The sequence below is a fragment of the Pseudomonas sp. D3-10 genome (assembly GCF_051132175.1).
Taxonomy (GTDB): Bacteria; Pseudomonadota; Gammaproteobacteria; order Pseudomonadales; family Pseudomonadaceae; genus Aquipseudomonas.
On the sequence record NZ_CP071668.1, the window covers coordinates 5,134,767 to 5,154,219 of the forward strand.

Sequence of the window (19,453 nt, forward strand, 5' to 3'; positions counted from 1 at the left end):
GCGCCACCACATCGGGTGGTTACAGCTCGCGATCAGCACCGACCCAGTCGGCTGCCAATAACGGAAAAAGGCCGGTGGCAAGAGCCACCAGCCATCAGCCTGTCGCTTAACGCTCGGGCTGGAGACGCAAAGTCGATGCTTACTTCAGCTCGACTTTAGCGCCTGCTTCTTCCAGTGCTGCTTTGGCTTTGTCAGCTGCGTCTTTGGCAACAGCTTCCAGAACCATGGCAGGAGCGCCGTCAACTACAGCCTTGGCTTCTTTCAGGCCCAGACCGGTCAGTTCACGTACTGCCTTGATCACGTTTACTTTCTTCTCGCCAGCTTCGGTCAGCATGACGTTGAATTCGGTTTGCTCTTCAGCAACGGCAGCGGCAACAGCTGGACCAGCGGAAGCAGCAGCAGCGGTAACACCGAATTTTTCTTCGAAAGCTTTGATCAGCTCAACAACTTCCATTACGGACATGTTGCCAACGGCTTCGAGGATATCGTTTTGAGAGATAGACATGACTCTAAATTCCTGGATTGGGGGACGGCCTACGCGACCATCGAAATAAACAAAAAACGCGAAAAGGAGTGTCGAGCCTTAGGCTGCGGCAGCTTCTTTCTGGTCGCGCAGTGCCGCCAGAGTACGAGCCAACTTGCTGGTAGCGCCTTGAATCACGCTCATCAGCTGGGAGATTGCTTCGTCACGGGTCGGCAGAGTTGCCAGTACGTCGATCTGGTTAGCTGCGAGGAACTTGCCCTCGAACGCAGCTGCCTTAATCTCGAACTTGTCCTGACCTTTGGCGAATTCCTTGAACAAACGGGCAGCAGCGCCAGGATGTTGGGTGGAGAACGCGATCAAGGTCGGGCCGGTGAACACGTCGTTGAGGACACTGTATTCAGTGTCAGCAACAGCGCGCTTGAGCAGGGTGTTACGTACTACACGTACGTAAACGCCAGCTTCACGAGCCTCTTTACGGAGTCCGGTCATAGCGCCTACTGTTACGCCACGGGCATCAGCCACGACAGCGGACAGAGCAGCTTTGGCAGCCTCGTTGACTTCAGCGACGATGGCCTTCTTGTCTTCGAGTTTAATTGCCACGGGTTTAACTCCTGCTTGTTACCGTTTCATCCGATCGAAACCGAATGTCGTTTTGGTGTCTGATTCGGTAAGGAACCGGGAGCACCATCTGCGTAGGCTTGTGGTTTAAGACTTTCGTCGCCTACGGTCTTGGACAGCCCCCGCCAGGCAGGGACCCCAATATTTGATTGGCGCAATCGCTTGCGCCAACCTTTGTCTTACGCGTCGAGCGAGCTCTGATCGATGATCAGACCTGGGCCCATAGTGGTGCTCAGGGTAACGCGCTTGACGTAGATACCTTTCGAAGAAGCTGGCTTGATGCGCTTCAGATCAGCGATCAGAGCTTCAACGTTTTCCTTCAGCTTGACGGCGTCGAAGCCGATTTTGCCAACGGAAGTGTGAATGATGCCGTTCTTGTCGGTGCGATAACGAACCTGACCGGCCTTGGCGTTTTTAACCGCGGTGGCTACGTCTGGGGTTACGGTGCCGACTTTAGGGTTAGGCATCAGACCACGTGGACCGAGGATCTGACCCAACTGGCCTACAACGCGCATGGCATCCGGGGATGCGATCACGACGTCATAGTTCAGGTCGCCGCCTTTCATTTCAGCAGCCAGATCGTCCATGCCTACGCGATCAGCACCAGCGGCCAGAGCAGCTTCAGCTGCTGGGCCCTGGGTGAACACGGCAACACGAACAGTCTTGCCAGTGCCGTGTGGCAGCACGGTAGCGCTACGTACGACCTGGTCGGATTTACGTGGGTCAACGCCCAGGTTAACAGCAACGTCGAACGACTCGCTGAACTTGACAGTCGACAGCTCGGCCAGCAGAGCGGCGGCGTCTACAAAGTTGTAGGCCTTGCCTGCTTCGATTTTGCCGGCGATAGCCTTTTGACGCTTGGTCAGCTTAGCCATTACACACCCTCCACGTTAAGGCCCATGCTACGAGCAGAACCGGCGATAGTACGCACGGCTGCATCCATATCAGCTGCAGTCAGATCCGCGTTTTTGGTTTTCGCGATTTCTTCCAGCTGAGCACGGGTAACGGTGCCAACCTTAACGGTGTTTGGACGAGCGGAACCGCTGGTCAAACCTGCAGCCTTCTTCAGCAGAACCGAAGCAGGGGTGCTTTTTGTTTCGAAAGTGAAGCTGCGGTCGCTGTAGACAGTGATGATCACTGGAGTCGGCAGACCTGGCTCAAGACCCTGAGTACGGGCGTTGAAAGCCTTGCAGAATTCCATGATGTTCACGCCGTGCTGACCCAGTGCAGGACCAACAGGTGGGCTTGGGTTAGCCTGAGCGGCCTTCACTTGCAGCTTGATGTAAGCGGTAATCTTCTTGGCCATGAGGCACTCCAATTACGGGTTCGAACGCCTCGAAAGGCTCCCCGGTTGCTTGCGCGTTTATCCCAGTGACGACAAAACCCCACAGCCTTGGGCTGCGGGGTTGGGATGCCTGTCCAATCAGACCTTTTCGACCTGACTGAACTCCAACTCTACCGGAGTAGAGCGACCGAAAATGAGCACCGCGACCTGAATCCGGCTCTTTTCGTAGTTAACCTCTTCAACCGTGCCATTGAAGTCAGCGAATGGACCGTCGGTGACGCGTACAACCTCACCTGGCTCAAACAATGTCTTCGGCTTCGGCTTGTCGCTACCATCAGCGACACGACGCAGAATCGCTTCCGCCTCTTTATCTGTGATCGGCGCCGGCTTGTCGGCGGTACCGCCAATAAAGCCCATCACCCGAGGGGTATCCTTGACCAAGTGCCAAGTCCCTTCGTTCATATCCATCTGTACCAGCACATAGCCTGGAAAGAACTTACGTTCACTTTTGCGCTTCTGGCCATTACGCATTTCAACCACTTCTTCAGTGGGAACCAGAATCTCGCCAAAGCCATCTTCCATGCCTGCCAGCTTCACACGCTCTATCAACGAGCGCATAACATGCTTCTCGTAACCCGAGTAAGCATGCACAACGTACCAACGCTTAGCCACGGGACACCCTTAGCCAACAATCAAGGAAACAAGCCAACCGAGCAGGGAATCGAGCCCCCACAGCAGCAACGCCATCACCAAAACAACAGCCACAACGATCAACGTGGTCTGCGTGGTTTCCTGGCGAGTCGGCCATACGACTTTACGAATCTCGGTGCGAGCTTCCTTAGCGAGTACAAAGAAAGACTTGCCCTTGGCTGTCTGCAGGCCTACAAAGGCAGCTACAGCAGCAATGGCAAGCAATGCAAGTACACGGTACAGGATCGGCGAAGCAGAAAAATACTGATTGCCAACAACGCCAACAACCACCAAAGCGACTACCACTAGCCACTTGAGCAGATCGAAGCGAGAGCCTTGAGCTTCAGCTTTAGGAGTCATCTATGAAGATCCTGTGAAAAGAAAGCCAGACACACCGAGTGAATCTGGCAGGTCAGGAGGGAATCGAACCCCCAACCTACGGTTTTGGAGACCGTCGCTCTGCCAATTGAGCTACTGACCTAAAACAAAATCAGGCCGACCATTATGCCGGCCCGAAAAAGACATTACAACTATTTACTCGATGACTTTGGCTACGACGCCAGCGCCGACGGTACGACCGCCTTCACGGATAGCGAAACGCAGGCCGTCTTCCATTGCGATGGTCTTGATCAGAGTGACAGTCATCTGAATGTTGTCACCTGGCATTACCATTTCAACGCCTTCTGGCAGCTCGCAGTTACCAGTCACGTCAGTTGTACGGAAGTAGAACTGTGGACGGTAGCCTTTGAAGAACGGAGTGTGACGACCGCCTTCTTCCTTGCTCAGAACGTAGACTTCTGCGGTGAACTTGGTGTGCGGCTTGACGGTGCCTGGCTTGACCAGAACCTGGCCACGCTCAACGTCGTCACGCTTGGTGCCGCGCAGCAGTACGCCGCAGTTCTCGCCAGCACGACCTTCGTCGAGCAGCTTGCGGAACATTTCAACGCCGGTGCAGGTAGTTTTCTGAGTGTCGCGCAGACCGACGATCTCAACTTCTTCCTGGATACGGACGATGCCACGCTCAACACGACCAGTCACAACAGTACCGCGACCGGAGATCGAGAATACGTCTTCGATTGGCATCAGGAACGGCTTGTCGATAGCACGCTCTGGCTCTGGGATGTAGCTGTCCAGAGTTTCCACCAGCTTCTTGACAGCAGTGGTGCCCATTTCGTTGTCGTCTTGGCCGTTCAGAGCCATCAGAGCCGAACCGATGATGATTGGAGTGTCATCACCTGGGAAGTCGTAAGTGCTCAGCAGGTCGCGCACTTCCATCTCAACCAGTTCCAGCAGCTCAGCGTCGTCAACCATGTCAGCCTTGTTCAGGAAGACAACGATGTACGGAACGCCTACCTGACGGGACAGCAGGATGTGCTCACGGGTTTGTGGCATCGGACCATCAGCGGCCGAGCAAACCAGGATCGCGCCGTCCATCTGGGCAGCACCGGTGATCATGTTTTTTACGTAGTCGGCGTGACCTGGGCAGTCAACGTGTGCGTAGTGACGCACGGACGAATCGTATTCAACGTGAGCGGTGTTGATGGTGATACCGCGAGCTTTCTCTTCCGGGGCGCTGTCGATCTTGTCGAAGTCAACCTTGGCCGAACCGAAAACTTCGGAGCAGACACGGGTCAGAGCAGCGGTCAGCGTGGTTTTACCGTGGTCGACGTGACCGATGGTACCAACGTTGACGTGCGGCTTATTACGTTCGAACTTTTCCTTAGCCATCGAAATCACCCCTAGGAGAAGAATTTAGCAAGTCACACGAGCCATTAAAACAAAGGCAGATATTTTCATATCTGCCTTGTAATATGGAGCTCTTGAGCGGATTTGAACCGCTGACCTCACCCTTACCAAGGGTGTGCTCTACCAACTGAGCTACAAGAGCAAAACATTTTGCACAACCTGCAAACTTGGAGCGGGTAGCGGGAATCGAACCCGCATCATCAGCTTGGAAGGCTGAGGTTCTACCACTAAACTATACCCGCGGAGCTTGCAGCTCACGCTAAAACTGGTGGAGGGGGAAGGATTCGAACCTTCGAAGTCGTAGACGTCAGATTTACAGTCTGATCCCTTTGGCCGCTCGGGAACCCCTCCTAAGCGAGCCGGCATTCTATATCATGCCAGCCTTCTGTCAAGCATTTTCTCATTAAAAACCTGAGGTTAGCTGCGTTGACATCGCTCCGCACTGATAACCGTTAAAGGTCTTCACTGCGAAGCGGGCGCCATTCTATGCAAACTACCCAGCAGGCGCAACCCCTTCGCATGGCATTATTTTATGTTTTAACTCATTGAATTCTTTAGAAAGGTTTTGAACCAACCCTTCATTAACCTTTCCTGCGCTTTCAGGAACAACCTGGACCCAAAATCCTCCGCCCTCAGGTGCACCTTCGGAGCTCAGCACAGATGTACGCCCCATCACGCCCAACGAAACCAATCGCTGCTCCAGCTGCCTGGCCAGCTCAGCACGAGCAAAACCGCCTAGATAATTACAATTCTTGCGCACCTCTCCGGACTTGCCGAAATCACGCCTGACAAGCGAATCCGCCGTTTCACTCAGAAGATGAATATCCTGCTGCGAGCCGCGATACAAGCTCAGTGGCGTTACATCCTTGGCCCGCAGCGGGGCCTCCTGCTGATGCCAGACATAGTAGAAGCCATTCAGAACCAGTAACAACAGAAACAGCCACCGCATAGAAACCTCAAGACAAAGGACAAGCCATCGCCAAGCCAACAAAAACCAGGTCAGGCGCAACCTTGGCTTGCGGTACAACCCCAACAACCAGACTGGCGTCCCCTCCCGTTAAAAACACCTCGAAATCCTGCCCCCAGTATTGCCGCGCCAATTCAAGCTGGGTCAGGACGAAACCTCTGAGCATCAGCATACAACCGCGCTCAACCGCCTCGACCGTCGCCCTTCCCGGAGCAAGAGTCTCGTGCGCTCGCTCGGCAGCAGTGTCATCGTAGCGAATTCGCCGAGTATGGGTACGCAACTGGTTGCGCATCAAAGGCATGCCCGGACAAATGAACCCCCCTAGATGCTCACCGTCCGCCGCGACGAAGTCGGCTGTAACGGCCGTGCCAAAATCGAGCACCAGGCAAGCGCCGGAAGCGAGATGGAAACCGCCAAGCAAGGCAAGCCAACGATCAAGACCTAACCGATCGTACTCTTCGTAACCATTTGTCACGCCTGCCATTTCTCGAGCCGGTACGGCACGTACCACGGACACCCCGAAGGTCTGTGTCAAGGAAGCGACCAACGAGTCAGTTTCCTCGGGCGTCCTGACGCTGACCAGACGGCATTTCTTTAGCTGAAACCTCTGGGCATCGCTCAGGCTGGCGAGCAGATCATCATCGGAACCGACCACACCACCTTCAACAGGCGTAACACCGTCGGAGCAAAGAACCCGCCATTTGATAAAACTGTTGCCGCAATCGAGCTCAAGAATCATCACGCAACCTCAAACTGAGCTCACCGCCGCTAAAGCTCTTTTCCACACCATCCACCTTCAAACGCAGCGCTCCCTGGTGGTCAATGCCCATCACTACGCCGTCAATCTGGTTCACACCCGCAATTAGCGAAACGGCACGGCCCTGCCATAAATGATAGTTTTCCCACTCCAGCTGGATCGCCGCAAACCCCGACGCATGATGCAACTCGAGGTACTGTTGAAGCTTCGCGCTCATATGGACCACAAGATCGTTACGATCAAATACACGGCCTGCCTCTAGGCTCATGGACGTCCACTGCTGATCAACCTCGTCAGTTGATTGCATATTCACGTTGACCCCGACACCCAGGACGACATGACAGACGTCCGCCGGATCACCCACTAATTCGAGCAAGATACCGGCAATTTTTTTGTTGCCCACCAACACATCGTTGGGCCATTTCAACCCAGCCTCAGCGATTCCAAAATCACGAAGCGCATGCATGACAGCGAGCCCAACGACGAGACTCAGCCCTTCGATTTGCCGCATACCGCCATCAATGCGCAAGACCAGACTGTAATAAAGATTGGCAGCGAACGGACTGACCCACTTACGGCCACGACGACCGCGCCCAGCGAGCTGCCGCTCAGCCAAGACCAAGAATGGCGCATCCACTCCGCGCTCTATGGAACGCAACGCTTCGGCATTAGTAGAGTCGATGGAGTCATGGATATAGACAGGCCACTCAAGGCCTTCTTTCGCGCAGATTTTCGCAGCATCCAAAAGTGACAGCGGCCTAGCCAACTGATACCCCTTGCCTCTAACTTTATGAACAGACAATCCCAACTCGGCCTCCAGATGCTGCAATTGCTTCCAGACAGCACTGCGACTGATGCCCAGCCCGGCACCTAGTGCCTGGCCTGAATGGAAACGACCATCCTTCAGAAGTTTTAACAACGTGAGCATACGAACCGCGCCTGATTACCGAGGCCAGCATGATAGCCATGCACAGGACTGTTGCATAGAAACTCGAAACGGCTTTACCAAGCGCAAAAACAAAACCCCTACCTGCATTAGCAGATAGGGGTTTCGGAATTTAATCTTGACGATGACCTACTCTCACATGGGGAAACCCCACACTACCATCGGCGATGCATCGTTTCACTTCTGAGTTCGGGATGGGATCAGGTGGTTCCAATGCTCTATGGTCGTCAAGAAATTCGGTAGCCAGCGCGTGCCTTACGGTCACGTTCCAGCGAATGGGTATGTGATAGCGTGTTGCTTGTGAGTATCTCGAACTTTCGGTTCGTTTCGTCTTCACAACACCGCAATCTGGCCTCTTTCGAGTCTACAAATTGCTTGGGTGTTATATGGTCAAGCCTCACGGGCAATTAGTACAGGTTAGCTCAACGCCTCACAGCGCTTACACACCCTGCCTATCAACGTCGTAGTCTTCGACGGCCCTTCAGGGAGCTCAAGGCTCCAGTGAGATCTCATCTTGAGGCAAGTTTCCCGCTTAGATGCTTTCAGCGGTTATCTTTTCCGAACATAGCTACCCGGCAATGCCACTGGCGTGACAACCGGAACACCAGAGGTTCGTCCACTCCGGTCCTCTCGTACTAGGAGCAGCCCCTCTCAAATCTCAAACGTCCACGGCAGATAGGGACCGAACTGTCTCACGACGTTCTAAACCCAGCTCGCGTACCACTTTAAATGGCGAACAGCCATACCCTTGGGACCGGCTTCAGCCCCAGGATGTGATGAGCCGACATCGAGGTGCCAAACACCGCCGTCGATATGAACTCTTGGGCGGTATCAGCCTGTTATCCCCGGAGTACCTTTTATCCGTTGAGCGATGGCCCTTCCATACAGAACCACCGGATCACTAAGACCTACTTTCGTACCTGCTCGACGTGTCTGTCTCGCAGTCAAGCGCGCTTTTGCCTTTATACTCTACGACCGATTTCCGACCGGTCTGAGCGCACCTTCGTACTCCTCCGTTACTCTTTAGGAGGAGACCGCCCCAGTCAAACTACCCACCATACACTGTCCTCGATCCGGATAACGGACCTGAGTTAGAACCTCAAAGTTGCCAGGGTGGTATTTCAAGGATGGCTCCACGCAGACTGGCGTCCACGCTTCAAAGCCTCCCACCTATCCTACACAAGCAAATTCAAAGTCCAGTGCAAAGCTATAGTAAAGGTTCACGGGGTCTTTCCGTCTAGCCGCGGATACACTGCATCTTCACAGCGATTTCAATTTCACTGAGTCTCGGGTGGAGACAGCGCCGCCATCGTTACGCCATTCGTGCAGGTCGGAACTTACCCGACAAGGAATTTCGCTACCTTAGGACCGTTATAGTTACGGCCGCCGTTTACCGGGGCTTCGATCAAGAGCTTCGCGTTAGCTAACCCCATCAATTAACCTTCCGGCACCGGGCAGGCGTCACACCCTATACGTCCACTTTCGTGTTTGCAGAGTGCTGTGTTTTTAATAAACAGTCGCAGCGGCCTGGTATCTTCGACCGGCGTGGGCTTACGCAGCAAGTGCTTCACCCTCACCGGCGCACCTTCTCCCGAAGTTACGGTGCCATTTTGCCTAGTTCCTTCACCCGAGTTCTCTCAAGCGCCTTGGTATTCTCTACCCAACCACCTGTGTCGGTTTGGGGTACGGTTCCTGGTTACCTGAAGCTTAGAAGCTTTTCTTGGAAGCATGGCATCAACCACTTCGTCACCCAAAGGGTAACTCGTCATCAGCTCTCGGCCTTGAGATCCCGGATTTACCTAAGATCTCAGCCTACCACCTTAAACTTGGACAACCAACGCCAAGCTGGCCTAGCCTTCTCCGTCCCTCCATCGCAATAACCAGAAGTACAGGAATATTAACCTGTTTTCCATCGACTACGCTTTTCAGCCTCGCCTTAGGGACCGACTAACCCTGCGTCGATTAACGTTGCGCAGGAAACCTTGGTCTTTCGGCGTGGGTGTTTTTCACACCCATTGTCGTTACTCATGTCAGCATTCGCACTTCTGATACCTCCAGCAAGCTTCTCAACTCACCTTCACAGGCTTACAGAACGCTCCTCTACCGCATCACTTACGTGATACCCGTAGCTTCGGTGTATGGTTTGAGCCCCGTTACATCTTCCGCGCAGGCCGACTCGACTAGTGAGCTATTACGCTTTCTTTAAAGGGTGGCTGCTTCTAAGCCAACCTCCTAGCTGTCTAAGCCTTCCCACATCGTTTCCCACTTAACCATAACTTTGGGACCTTAGCTGACGGTCTGGGTTGTTTCCCTTTTCACGACGGACGTTAGCACCCGCCGTGTGTCTCCCATGCTCGGCACTTGTAGGTATTCGGAGTTTGCATCGGTTTGGTAAGTCGGGATGACCCCCTAGCCGAAACAGTGCTCTACCCCCTACAGTGATACATGAGGCGCTACCTAAATAGCTTTCGAGGAGAACCAGCTATCTCCGAGCTTGATTAGCCTTTCACTCCGATCCACAGGTCATCCGCTAACTTTTCAACGGTAGTCGGTTCGGTCCTCCAGTCAGTGTTACCTAACCTTCAACCTGCCCATGGATAGATCGCCCGGTTTCGGGTCTATTCCCAGCGACTAGACGCCCTATTAAGACTCGCTTTCGCTACGCCTCCCCTATTCGGTTAAGCTCGCCACTGAAAATAAGTCGCTGACCCATTATACAAAAGGTACGCAGTCACCCAACAAAGTGGGCTCCCACTGCTTGTACGCATACGGTTTCAGGATCTATTTCACTCCCCTCTCCGGGGTTCTTTTCGCCTTTCCCTCACGGTACTAGTTCACTATCGGTCAGTCAGTAGTATTTAGCCTTGGAGGATGGTCCCCCCATATTCAGACAAAGTTTCTCGTGCTCCGTCCTACTCGATTTCACTTCTAAGATCCTTTCGCGTACAGGGCTATCACCCACTATGGCCGCACTTTCCAGAGCGTTCCGCTAAAATCAAAGAAGCTTAAGGGCTAGTCCCCGTTCGCTCGCCACTACTAAGGGAATCTCGGTTGATTTCTTTTCCTCAGGGTACTTAGATGTTTCAGTTCCCCTGGTTCGCTTCTTGCACCTATGTATTCAGTACAAGATAACCATCTTATGATGGCTGGGTTCCCCCATTCAGACATCTCCGGATCACAGTCTGTTTGCCGACTCCCCGAAGCTTTTCGCAGGCTACCACGTCTTTCATCGCCTCTGACTGCCAAGGCATCCACCGTATGCGCTTCTTCACTTGACCATATAACCCCAAGCAATCTGGTTATACTGTGAAGACGACATTCGCCGAAAATTCGATCTGGCTCTAAGAGCCACTCACAAATTTTACCTTAGCCTGATCCGTTACCAGTGAAAGTAACGTTCAGTCTATCTTTCTATCACATACCCAAATTTTTAAAGAACGATCTAATCAAAAGACTAGAAATCAACATTCATCATCCCGCGGATGGAATGCTCATTTCTAAGCTTTAAACGTTGGAACCAATCTGTAATGGTGGAGCCAAGCGGGATCGAACCGCTGACCTCCTGCGTGCAAGGCAGGCGCTCTCCCAGCTGAGCTATGGCCCCGTATCGCTACAGGGTACACCATGAAATTGGTGGGTCTGGGCAGATTCGAACTGCCGACCTCACCCTTATCAGGGGTGCGCTCTAACCAACTGAGCTACAGACCCAATCGTCTTCTTCAATGAATCAAGCAATTCGTGTGGGAGCTCATGGAGCCGCTGCTGTCGTCGATTAAGGAGGTGATCCAGCCGCAGGTTCCCCTACGGCTACCTTGTTACGACTTCACCCCAGTCATGAATCACACCGTGGTAACCGTCCTCCCGAAGGTTAGACTAGCTACTTCTGGTGCAACCCACTCCCATGGTGTGACGGGCGGTGTGTACAAGGCCCGGGAACGTATTCACCGCGACATTCTGATTCGCGATTACTAGCGATTCCGACTTCACGCAGTCGAGTTGCAGACTGCGATCCGGACTACGATCGGTTTTGTGGGATTAGCTCCACCTCGCGGCTTGGCAACCCTCTGTACCGACCATTGTAGCACGTGTGTAGCCCAGGCCGTAAGGGCCATGATGACTTGACGTCATCCCCACCTTCCTCCGGTTTGTCACCGGCAGTCTCCTTAGAGTGCCCACCATAACGTGCTGGTAACTAAGGACAAGGGTTGCGCTCGTTACGGGACTTAACCCAACATCTCACGACACGAGCTGACGACAGCCATGCAGCACCTGTCTCAATGCTCCCGAAGGCACCAATCCATCTCTGGAAAGTTCATTGGATGTCAAGGCCTGGTAAGGTTCTTCGCGTTGCTTCGAATTAAACCACATGCTCCACCGCTTGTGCGGGCCCCCGTCAATTCATTTGAGTTTTAACCTTGCGGCCGTACTCCCCAGGCGGTCAACTTAATGCGTTAGCTGCGCCACTAAGAGCTCAAGGCTCCCAACGGCTAGTTGACATCGTTTACGGCGTGGACTACCAGGGTATCTAATCCTGTTTGCTCCCCACGCTTTCGCACCTCAGTGTCAGTATCAGTCCAGGTGGTCGCCTTCGCCACTGGTGTTCCTTCCTATATCTACGCATTTCACCGCTACACAGGAAATTCCACCACCCTCTACCATACTCTAGCTCGACAGTTTTGAATGCAGTTCCCAGGTTGAGCCCGGGGATTTCACATCCAACTTAACGAACCACCTACGCGCGCTTTACGCCCAGTAATTCCGATTAACGCTTGCACCCTCTGTATTACCGCGGCTGCTGGCACAGAGTTAGCCGGTGCTTATTCTGTCGGTAACGTCAAAACACTAACGTATTAGGTTAATGCCCTTCCTCCCAACTTAAAGTGCTTTACAATCCGAAGACCTTCTTCACACACGCGGCATGGCTGGATCAGGCTTTCGCCCATTGTCCAATATTCCCCACTGCTGCCTCCCGTAGGAGTCTGGACCGTGTCTCAGTTCCAGTGTGACTGATCATCCTCTCAGACCAGTTACGGATCGTCGCCTTGGTGAGCCATTACCTCACCAACTAGCTAATCCGACCTAGGCTCATCTGATAGCGCAAGGCCCGAAGGTCCCCTGCTTTCTCCCGTAGGACGTATGCGGTATTAGCGTCCGTTTCCGAGCGTTATCCCCCACTACCAGGCAGATTCCTAGGCATTACTCACCCGTCCGCCGCTCGCCACCAGGTACAAGTACCCGTGCTGCCGCTCGACTTGCATGTGTTAGGCCTGCCGCCAGCGTTCAATCTGAGCCATGATCAAACTCTTCAGTTCAAACATCTTTGGGTTTTGAGAAAACCCTAAACTTGGCTCAGCAATCGTTGGTTACATCTTTGATTTCTCGCGGAGTAACTTGTGATGCTGATAATCTGTTGACTAGCAGTCTGACCCCACAAGCACCCACACGAATTGCTTGATTCAGTTGTTAAAGAGCGGTGGGTTGAGCCTTTCGTCTCAACCGAGGCGCGCATTCTACAGCGCCCCGTGTATCTGTCAAGCGGTTATTTTAAGAAGTTTTCAAAGTTTCGCTTGGAAATCCTTAACAACTTCAACCACTTGCGCTTTCGATCTCTCGTTAGCGGGAGGCGAATTCTACAGCGTTACTCGCTGCTGTCAACACCTCTTTTTTACCGCTTTCGACCGAGAAGATCGAACCGTCGATAGCGCCCAACAAACCGGCCTACCCACTCCTTCCGCGCCTCGATGAACTGAAGCGACGCACTTATCGAAACTCGGTTAACTCATTGAAACTCAAGGAGTTTTCCGTTTCGACTGCGCCGGAAGTGGGGCGAATTATAGACATCCAGAATTTGCCGTCAACCGTTATTTTCAGCTTTACGTAGATTTCAGCGTAATACGTGCGAAAGCCTTCTTGCCGGCCTGGCACACATGGGTAGAACCCAGCTTATATATGTAGGTGCGATCCACCACCTCACCATCTATACGCACACCTCCCGAACCCAGGAGGTCCCGCGCCATTGCGGCATTCTTGACCAAACCTGCCTTATTAAGCACCGCAGCGATTGGCATATCCTCAGCGGCGATCAACTCGACCTCAGGCAAATCATCCGGCAACTCACCATCTTTCATTCGATTACCTGCTGCACGATGAGCATTGGCCGCAGCCTCCTCACCATGGAAACGCGCAACGATTTCCTCGGCCAACTTGATCTTGATGTCACGCGGATTCGCCCCAGCCTCCACATCCGCACGGAACCCATTGATCTCGTCCATGGACCGGAAACTCAACAGCTCGAAATAACGCCACATCAGAACATCAGGAATAGAGACCAATTTGCCATACATGACGCCTGGCGCTTCCTGGATGCCGACGTAGTTGCCCAGGGACTTGGACATCTTCTTCACGCCATCGAGCCCTTCCAGCAAAGGCATGGTCAGGATGCACTGAGCCTCTTGGCCATAACCGCGCTGCAGCTCACGCCCCATCAGCAGATTGAACTTCTGGTCGGTTCCGCCAAGCTCAACGTCCGCGCGCAACGCGACCGAGTCGTAACCCTGTACGAGCGGGTAGAGAAACTCATGAATGGCGATTGGCTGGTTGGTTGTGTAGCGCTTGTCGAAATCATCACGCTCGAGCATGCGAGCGACAGTGTATTGGGAAGTCAGGCGAATGAAATCAGCCGGCCCCATCTGATCCATCCAAGTAGAGTTGAAAGCCACTTCAGTCTTGGCGGGGTCAAGAATCTTGAAAACCTGAGTCTTGTAGGTTTCCGCGTTGTCGAGAACCTGCTCACGGGTCAACGGTGGGCGTGTCGCGCTCTTCCCGCTCGGATCACCGATCATCCCGGTGAAGTCACCTATAAGAAAGATGACCTGGTGCCCAAGGTCCTGGAACTGGCGCAGCTTATTGATAAGCACGGTATGGCCAAGGTGCAGGTCAGGCGCGGTCGGATCGAAACCAGCCTTGATGCGCAGCGGCTGCCCGCGCTTGAGCTTTTCGATCAGCTCGGACTCGACCAACAGTTCTTCCGCACCACGTTTGATCAGCGCTAGCTGCTCTTCAACCGACTTCATAACAGACCCGTAAGGCTCAGATTCAAAGGGCCCCAACCATACAAGATCGCGCACCAAATACAAGGTTTGCCGGGCATGAGGAAGCCCATCCAACAGAACAGAAGGCTCGCGGGCTTGCTTCGCAGGGGTTTTGGTTATATTTTATACAGTTATTTCATCTTCATCATGTCATTCATCTTTTCCAATTCATTTTTTAAAAGTCAAAATTACTTATGACCTCAGAACCGTCTAAAGCGCCGCCGCTTTACCCGAAGACCCACCTGCTTGCTGCAAGTGGCATCGCAGCCCTCCTTAGCCTGGCGCTCCTGGTGTTTCCCTCCAGCGATGTTGAAGCCAAAAAGACGACTTTGAGTCTCGAACTGGAAAGCCCTGCTGAACAACTGACACAAGAACAAGACGCCGCCGAAGCCGTTCAGGCCACAAACGAACCGGCCGCCTCTCCTTTTGCGCAGATTGAAAACAGCCCGGAAGATACTGCCCAGGCTGCAGCACCTGTCGCAGAAGAACAGAAAGGACCGGACCATCGCGAAGTGATCGTTGCGAAAGGCGACACGCTCTCTACCCTTTTTGAAAAGGTCGGCCTGCCCCCGACTGCCGTCCATGAAATCCTGGCCAGCGACAAGCAAGCCAAACAATTCGCCCAACTGCAACGCGGCCAGAAGCTGGAATTCGAACTCGATCCAGAAGGCCAACTGACCAACCTGCACACCAAGCTGAGCGATCTGGAAAGCATCACCCTGACCAAGAACGACAAGGGTTATGTGTTCAACCGCGTCACCGCCAAACCTACCGTTCGCTCAGCCTACGTTCATGGCGTCATCAGCAGTTCGTTGTCTCAGTCGGCAGCGCGCGCCGGCCTTTCCCATAGTCTGACCATGGACATGGCCAATGTGTTTGGCTACGACATCGACTTTGCCCAGGACATTCGCCAGGGTGACGAATTTGACGTCATCTATGAACAGAAGATGGTTAATGGGAAGAGCGTCGGCAACGGCCCGATTCTTTCCGCGCGCTTCACCAACCGTGGAAAAACCTACACCGCGGTGCGCTACACCAACAAACAAGGCAATAGCAGTTACTACACCGCCGACGGCAACAGCATGCGCAAGGCATTCATCCGCACACCGGTTGATTTCGCCCGCATCAGCTCGAAGTTTTCCGCCGGTCGCAAGCATCCGATCCTGAACAAGATCCGCGCCCACAAAGGTGTCGATTACGCCGCTCCTCGCGGTACGCCAATCAAGGCTGCCGGTGATGGCAAGGTACTGCTGGCCGGACGTCGCGGCGGGTATGGCAATACGGTGATCATCCAGCACGGCAATACCTATCGCACGCTGTATGGTCACATGCAGGGCTTTGCCAAAGGCGTGAAGACGGGCGGCACCGTCAAGCAAGGCCAAGTCATCGGCTATATTGGTACCACCGGCCTGTCCACCGGCCCGCACTTGCATTATGAGTTCCAGGTCAACGGCGTCCACGTCGACCCGCTTGGCCAGAAATTGCCGATGGCCGATCCGATTGCCAAGGCCGAGCGCACGCGCTTCCTGGCTCAGAGCCAACCCTTGATGGCTCGCATGGATCAAGAGAAAGCCACGATGCTAGCCTCGAGCAAGCGCTAAGTCATGGCGCTTTATATCGGTGTGATGTCCGGGACCAGCCTGGATGGCTTGGATATCGCACTGGTCGAACTGGACCCGGCGATCAAATTGATCGCCACCCACTACATCCCCATGCCCACCGCCCTGCGCACCGAGCTGCTCGAATTGTGCACCAGCGGGCCCGACGAGATTGCTCGCTCGGCGATTGCCCAGCAAAACTGGGTAAAGCTGGCCGCACAGGGCATACACGCCTTACTCAACGAACAGAAACTCAAGCCGGCGGACATCACGGCAATTGGCAGCCATGGCCAGACCATTCGCCATGAGCCGGCCCGTGGATTTACCGTGCAGATCGGCAATCCAGCATTGCTGACTGAGTTGACCGGCATCACCGTCGTTAGCGATTTCCGCAGCCGTGATGTGGCTGCTGGCGGACAAGGCGCCCCACTCGTTCCTGCGTTTCACGAGGCGCTGTTTGAAGAACGAGTCGGTAATCGCGCCGTTCTGAACGTCGGCGGCTTCAGCAATCTCAGCCTGATAGAGCCCGCGAAACCCGTAGCCGGTTTCGACTGCGGTCCGGGGAACGTATTGCTCGATGCCTGGATACTTCAACAACGAGGCGAGCACTTCGATCGCGATGGCCAATGGGCCGCCAGCGGGAAAGTCGAACCAGTCCTGCTGAAGACCCTGCTCAGCGACCCGTTCTTCGTCACCAAGGGGCCGAAAAGCACTGGGCGTGAAGTCTTCAACTTGCCTTGGCTGACCCGGCATCTGTCGCAGCTGCCAGGCATCGCCCCGCAAGACGTACAGGCCACGCTGCTCGAACTCACTGCCCTGACGATTGTTGAATCACTGCAACATGCCCAGTCAAATACCCAAGAGTTGTTGGTCTGCGGCGGCGGCGCGCACAACCACACGCTCATGAAGCGCCTGGCTGACTTGCTGCCGCATGCTACCGTCAACAGTACTGCAGTTTACGGCGTTGATCCGGATTGGGTCGAAGCCATGGCCTTCGCCTGGCTTGCCCATTGCTGCCTTGGCAGTATTCCAGGCAATCGCCCAAGCGTCACAGGCGCCCGCGGCCTGCGCGTTCTCGGCGCTATCTACCCGGCCTGAGGTCAAAATTGCAGGCAACAAAAAACCGCAGTGCCGTAAGGCACCCGCGGTTTTTTTATGAAGCTATCAGATTGAGAATGAAGAGCCGCAGCCACAAGTAGTGGTAGCGTTTGGATTCTTGATCACGAAACGCGACCCTTCCAGGCCCTCCTGGTAATCCACCTCGGCCCCGGCCAGATACTGGAAGCTCATCGGATCGACCACCAGGCTCACGCCTTCGCGCTCGACAATGGTGTCATCCTCAGCCACTTCTTCATCAAAAGTGAAGCCGTACTGGAAACCTGAACAACCGCCGCCCGTTACAAATACGCGCAGCTTCAAACGATCATTGCCCTCTTCATCGACCAGGCTCTTCACCTTGTGCGCGGCACCTTGGGTGAATTGCAAAGCCGTGGGGGTGAAGGTTTCGACGCTCATGCTGAATATCTCCCGGCGCTTACGCCGCCATAATGCGTGATGGCGGGCATTATCCGCTTCTCCTACAAAATTGGTCAACTATTAGAAAAGCAACGGCAGCTACAAGCCCGAGCCTATAGCTGCCGCGGTGAAGCTTGCAGTTGCGGTTACGGCAACATCCCTGCGTGGGACAGGCCCAGGCGTTCATCCAGGCCGAACAGGATGTTCAGGTTCTGCACTGCCTGGCCGGACGCACCCTTGACCAAGTTGTCGATGACCGACAATACCACTACCAGGTCGCCATCCTGCGGACGATGCACGGCAATCCGGCAAACGTTCGCACCACGCACGCTGCGGGTCTCAGGGTGGCTGCCGGCGGGCATTACGTCGACAAACGGCTCATTGGCGTAACGCTTTTCAAACAACGCCTGCAGGTCCACCGAACGGTCGACGACGGTCGCATACAGGGTGGAATGGATACCACGTATCATCGGTGTCAGGTGCGGCACGAAGGTCAGGCCGACATCCTTGCCCGCTGCCCGGCGCAACCCTTGGCGAATCTCCGGCAGGTGGCGGTGCCCCTTTACCGCGTAGGCCTTCATGCTTTCCGACGTTTCGGAATACAGCGAACCGACACTGGCGCCACGCCCGGCACCGCTGACACCGGACTTGCAGTCGGCAATCAGCCGCGAGGTATCTGCAAGGCCGGCTTCCAACAGCGGCAGGAACCCCAGTTGCGTTGCGGTCGGGTAGCAACCAGGGACAGCGATCAGCCGTGCCTGCCTGATTTTCTCCCGATTGACTTCCGGCAGCCCATAGACCGCCTCGTCAAGCAGCTCCGGCGCGCCGTGAGGCTGGCCGTACCACTTGGCCCATTCGTCGGCGTCCTGCAGGCGGAAGTCCGCTGACAGATCGATGACCTTGGTTCCGGCGGCGAGCAATTCGCCTGCCAGCGCGTGAGCCACGCCGTGGGGGGTGGCGAAGAACACCACATCGCAGGCGCCAAGGGTCTTGATATCCGGAACACTGAATGCCAGGCCATCATAATGACCACGCAGGTTCGGATACAGGTCGGCGACGGCCAGGCCGGCCTCGGATCGGGAGGTGATGACCACTACCTCAACCTGCGGATGCTGTGCCAGCAGACGCAGCAGTTCGACACCGGTGTAACCCGTGCCGCCGACAATACCGACCTTGACCATAGACCTGCCCTCAACGAACCCACTGGAAAGCCGTCGATGATAGGGGGCACGCGTCGCCGCGACAACCGCCAAGGTGACGTGTGGCCGCTCTAACCTCTACTATCGGCCTACCGTGAATCTGGGAATAACCAAAAATGCTCTATCTGTGGCTCAAAGCACTTCACATCGTCAGCATGGTCTGCTGGTTTGCCGGCCTGTTCTATCTGCCTCGCCTGTTTGTCTATCACGCCCAAAGCGAAGACAGCGTCAGCAAGGAACGCTTCAGCATCATGGAACGCAAGTTGTATCGCGGCATCATGGGTCCGGCGATGATCGCTACCCTGGTGTTTGGCATCTGGCTGCTCAGCCTTAACGCCGGCGCCTACTTCACTCAAGGCGGCTGGATGCACGCCAAGCTCACCCTGGTGGTATTACTGATCGGTTATCACCACATGTGTGGAGCCCAGGTGAAGCGCTTCGCCCGTGGCGAAAACACCCGCAGCCATGTCTTTTATCGCTGGTTCAATGAAATACCGGTCGTGATATTGCTGGCTATCGTAATTCTCGTCGTGGTCCGGCCGTTCTGATTTCAAACG

General features: G+C 54.6%; 16 protein-coding genes, 6 tRNA genes and 3 rRNA genes. 3 read left to right on the top strand and 22 right to left on the bottom strand.

The window, feature by feature from the left end:
- Positions 1 to 139: 139 nt before the first annotated feature.
- The 20 genes from rplL to tyrS form a co-directional block, all read right to left on the bottom strand.
- Entirely contained in the window at positions 140 to 505 is a 366-nt protein-coding gene (gene rplL, locus J3P90_RS23315; RefSeq protein WP_007970414.1) for a 50S ribosomal protein L7/L12, read from the bottom strand.
- A 78-nt stretch (positions 506 to 583) separates the two neighbouring features.
- Positions 584 to 1,084, bottom strand: coding sequence for a 50S ribosomal protein L10 (gene rplJ / locus J3P90_RS23320; RefSeq protein WP_003206099.1), 501 nt, complete (start codon positions 1,082 to 1,084; stop codon positions 584 to 586).
- A 197-nt stretch (positions 1,085 to 1,281) separates the two neighbouring features.
- Positions 1,282 to 1,977, bottom strand: coding sequence for a 50S ribosomal protein L1 (rplA, locus tag J3P90_RS23325; protein WP_030138521.1), 696 nt, complete (start codon positions 1,975 to 1,977; stop codon positions 1,282 to 1,284).
- Positions 1,977 to 2,408 (bottom strand): 50S ribosomal protein L11, encoded by a 432-nt coding sequence (gene rplK / locus J3P90_RS23330; RefSeq protein ID WP_003176435.1) that lies wholly within the window; start codon positions 2,406 to 2,408, stop codon positions 1,977 to 1,979. Before rplK ends, rplA begins: the two co-directional genes overlap by 1 nt.
- Before the next feature lie 117 nt (positions 2,409 to 2,525).
- Positions 2,526 to 3,059 carry a transcription termination/antitermination protein NusG gene (gene nusG, locus J3P90_RS23335; RefSeq protein ID WP_010443972.1) on the bottom strand — a complete coding sequence of 178 codons (534 nt, stop codon included), beginning with the start codon at positions 3,057 to 3,059 and terminating at the stop codon, positions 2,526 to 2,528.
- 9 nt (positions 3,060 to 3,068) lie between these two features.
- On the bottom strand, positions 3,069 to 3,437 hold the full coding sequence (secE, locus tag J3P90_RS23340) for a preprotein translocase subunit SecE (RefSeq protein ID WP_024776457.1): 369 nt from the start codon (positions 3,435 to 3,437) through the stop codon (positions 3,069 to 3,071).
- 45 nt (positions 3,438 to 3,482) lie between these two features.
- Positions 3,483 to 3,558 (bottom strand) — tRNA-Trp (locus J3P90_RS23345).
- Between the two features lie 53 nt (positions 3,559 to 3,611).
- Positions 3,612 to 4,805 carry an elongation factor Tu gene (gene tuf, locus J3P90_RS23350; protein ID WP_339481469.1) on the bottom strand — a complete coding sequence of 398 codons (1,194 nt, stop codon included), beginning with the start codon at positions 4,803 to 4,805 and terminating at the stop codon, positions 3,612 to 3,614.
- An 84-nt stretch (positions 4,806 to 4,889) separates the two neighbouring features.
- A tRNA-Thr gene (locus J3P90_RS23355) sits at positions 4,890 to 4,965 on the bottom strand.
- Positions 4,966 to 4,991: 26 nt separating this feature from the next.
- Positions 4,992 to 5,065 (bottom strand) — tRNA-Gly (locus J3P90_RS23360).
- A 24-nt stretch (positions 5,066 to 5,089) separates the two neighbouring features.
- A tRNA-Tyr gene (locus J3P90_RS23365) sits at positions 5,090 to 5,174 on the bottom strand.
- 142 nt (positions 5,175 to 5,316) lie between these two features.
- Positions 5,317 to 5,772: a hypothetical protein gene (locus tag J3P90_RS23370; protein WP_434562040.1), complete on the bottom strand. Its 456-nt coding sequence runs from the start codon at positions 5,770 to 5,772 to the stop codon at positions 5,317 to 5,319.
- A gap of 7 nt (positions 5,773 to 5,779) precedes the next feature.
- Positions 5,780 to 6,529, bottom strand: coding sequence for a pantothenate kinase (locus J3P90_RS23375; RefSeq protein ID WP_434609247.1), 750 nt, complete (start codon positions 6,527 to 6,529; stop codon positions 5,780 to 5,782).
- Positions 6,519 to 7,475: a bifunctional biotin--[acetyl-CoA-carboxylase] ligase/biotin operon repressor BirA gene (gene birA, locus J3P90_RS23380; protein WP_434562036.1), complete on the bottom strand. Its 957-nt coding sequence runs from the start codon at positions 7,473 to 7,475 to the stop codon at positions 6,519 to 6,521. The genes J3P90_RS23375 and birA overlap by 11 nt, the downstream gene beginning before the upstream one ends.
- 134 nt (positions 7,476 to 7,609) lie before the next feature.
- A 5S ribosomal RNA gene (rrf, locus tag J3P90_RS23385) occupies positions 7,610 to 7,725 on the bottom strand.
- Between the two features lie 154 nt (positions 7,726 to 7,879).
- Positions 7,880 to 10,771 (bottom strand): 23S ribosomal RNA (locus J3P90_RS23390).
- Positions 10,772 to 11,021: 250 nt separating this feature from the next.
- A tRNA-Ala gene (locus J3P90_RS23395) sits at positions 11,022 to 11,097 on the bottom strand.
- 27 nt (positions 11,098 to 11,124) lie between these two features.
- Positions 11,125 to 11,201: transfer RNA gene (locus J3P90_RS23400), tRNA-Ile, on the bottom strand.
- Positions 11,202 to 11,266: 65 nt separating this feature from the next.
- Positions 11,267 to 12,805 (bottom strand): 16S ribosomal RNA (locus J3P90_RS23405).
- Together the 16S, 23S and 5S rRNA genes with 2 tRNA genes alongside form the textbook arrangement of a ribosomal RNA operon.
- A gap of 561 nt (positions 12,806 to 13,366) precedes the next feature.
- Complete coding sequence (tyrS, locus tag J3P90_RS23410) at positions 13,367 to 14,566, bottom strand: tyrosine--tRNA ligase (protein ID WP_434609244.1); 1,200 nt, start codon at positions 14,564 to 14,566, stop codon at positions 13,367 to 13,369.
- A gap of 212 nt (positions 14,567 to 14,778) precedes the next feature.
- Between tyrS and J3P90_RS23415 the strand changes: the two genes are divergently transcribed.
- Both J3P90_RS23415 and J3P90_RS23420 read left to right on the top strand, forming a co-directional pair.
- The gene (locus J3P90_RS23415; protein ID WP_434675455.1) at positions 14,779 to 16,185 is read left to right on the top strand and encodes a peptidoglycan DD-metalloendopeptidase family protein; all 1,407 of its coding nucleotides are present in this window, start codon (positions 14,779 to 14,781) and stop codon (positions 16,183 to 16,185) included.
- 3 nt (positions 16,186 to 16,188) lie between these two features.
- Positions 16,189 to 17,280 carry an anhydro-N-acetylmuramic acid kinase gene (locus J3P90_RS23420; RefSeq protein WP_434675456.1) on the top strand — a complete coding sequence of 364 codons (1,092 nt, stop codon included), beginning with the start codon at positions 16,189 to 16,191 and terminating at the stop codon, positions 17,278 to 17,280.
- Between the two features lie 66 nt (positions 17,281 to 17,346).
- On the opposite strand, the gene erpA is transcribed toward J3P90_RS23420, so the two are convergent.
- Together erpA and argC are read right to left on the bottom strand one after the other, a co-directional pair.
- A complete protein-coding gene (erpA, locus tag J3P90_RS23425; RefSeq protein ID WP_420764845.1) occupies positions 17,347 to 17,697 on the bottom strand; it encodes an iron-sulfur cluster insertion protein ErpA in 351 nt (116 codons plus the stop codon).
- 146 nt (positions 17,698 to 17,843) lie between these two features.
- Positions 17,844 to 18,878 (bottom strand): N-acetyl-gamma-glutamyl-phosphate reductase, encoded by a 1,035-nt coding sequence (gene argC / locus J3P90_RS23430; protein WP_420764846.1) that lies wholly within the window; start codon positions 18,876 to 18,878, stop codon positions 17,844 to 17,846.
- 134 nt (positions 18,879 to 19,012) lie between these two features.
- Here argC and hemJ point away from each other — a divergent pair, with 134 nt between their 5' ends.
- Positions 19,013 to 19,444 (top strand): protoporphyrinogen oxidase HemJ, encoded by a 432-nt coding sequence (gene hemJ / locus J3P90_RS23435; protein ID WP_434562028.1) that lies wholly within the window; start codon positions 19,013 to 19,015, stop codon positions 19,442 to 19,444.
- Positions 19,445 to 19,453 lie beyond the last annotated feature (9 nt).

Excerpts from the sequence above, each read along its gene's own strand:
- rplL (WP_007970414.1), bottom strand. The coding sequence starts at position 505 with ATGTCTATCTCTCAAAACGATATCCTCGAAGCCGTTGGCAACATGTCC.
- rplA (WP_030138521.1), bottom strand. The coding sequence starts at position 1,977 with ATGGCTAAGCTGACCAAGCGTCAAAAGGCTATCGCCGGCAAAATCGAA.
- rplK (WP_003176435.1), bottom strand. The coding sequence starts at position 2,408 with ATGGCCAAGAAGATTACCGCTTACATCAAGCTGCAAGTGAAGGCCGCT.
- secE (WP_024776457.1), bottom strand. The coding sequence starts at position 3,437 with ATGACTCCTAAAGCTGAAGCTCAAGGCTCTCGCTTCGATCTGCTCAAG.
- tuf (WP_339481469.1), bottom strand. The coding sequence starts at position 4,805 with ATGGCTAAGGAAAAGTTCGAACGTAATAAGCCGCACGTCAACGTTGGT.
- J3P90_RS23370 (WP_434562040.1), bottom strand. The coding sequence starts at position 5,772 with ATGCGGTGGCTGTTTCTGTTGTTACTGGTTCTGAATGGCTTCTACTAT.
- J3P90_RS23375 (WP_434609247.1), bottom strand. The coding sequence starts at position 6,529 with ATGATTCTTGAGCTCGATTGCGGCAACAGTTTTATCAAATGGCGGGTT.
- birA (WP_434562036.1), bottom strand. The coding sequence starts at position 7,475 with ATGCTCACGTTGTTAAAACTTCTGAAGGATGGTCGTTTCCATTCAGGC.
- tyrS (WP_434609244.1), bottom strand. The coding sequence starts at position 14,566 with ATGAAGTCGGTTGAAGAGCAGCTAGCGCTGATCAAACGTGGTGCGGAA.
- J3P90_RS23415 (WP_434675455.1), top strand. The coding sequence starts at position 14,779 with ATGACCTCAGAACCGTCTAAAGCGCCGCCGCTTTACCCGAAGACCCAC.
- J3P90_RS23420 (WP_434675456.1), top strand. The coding sequence starts at position 16,189 with ATGGCGCTTTATATCGGTGTGATGTCCGGGACCAGCCTGGATGGCTTG.
- erpA (WP_420764845.1), bottom strand. The coding sequence starts at position 17,697 with ATGAGCGTCGAAACCTTCACCCCCACGGCTTTGCAATTCACCCAAGGT.
- argC (WP_420764846.1), bottom strand. The coding sequence starts at position 18,878 with ATGGTCAAGGTCGGTATTGTCGGCGGCACGGGTTACACCGGTGTCGAA.
- hemJ (WP_434562028.1), top strand. The coding sequence starts at position 19,013 with ATGCTCTATCTGTGGCTCAAAGCACTTCACATCGTCAGCATGGTCTGC.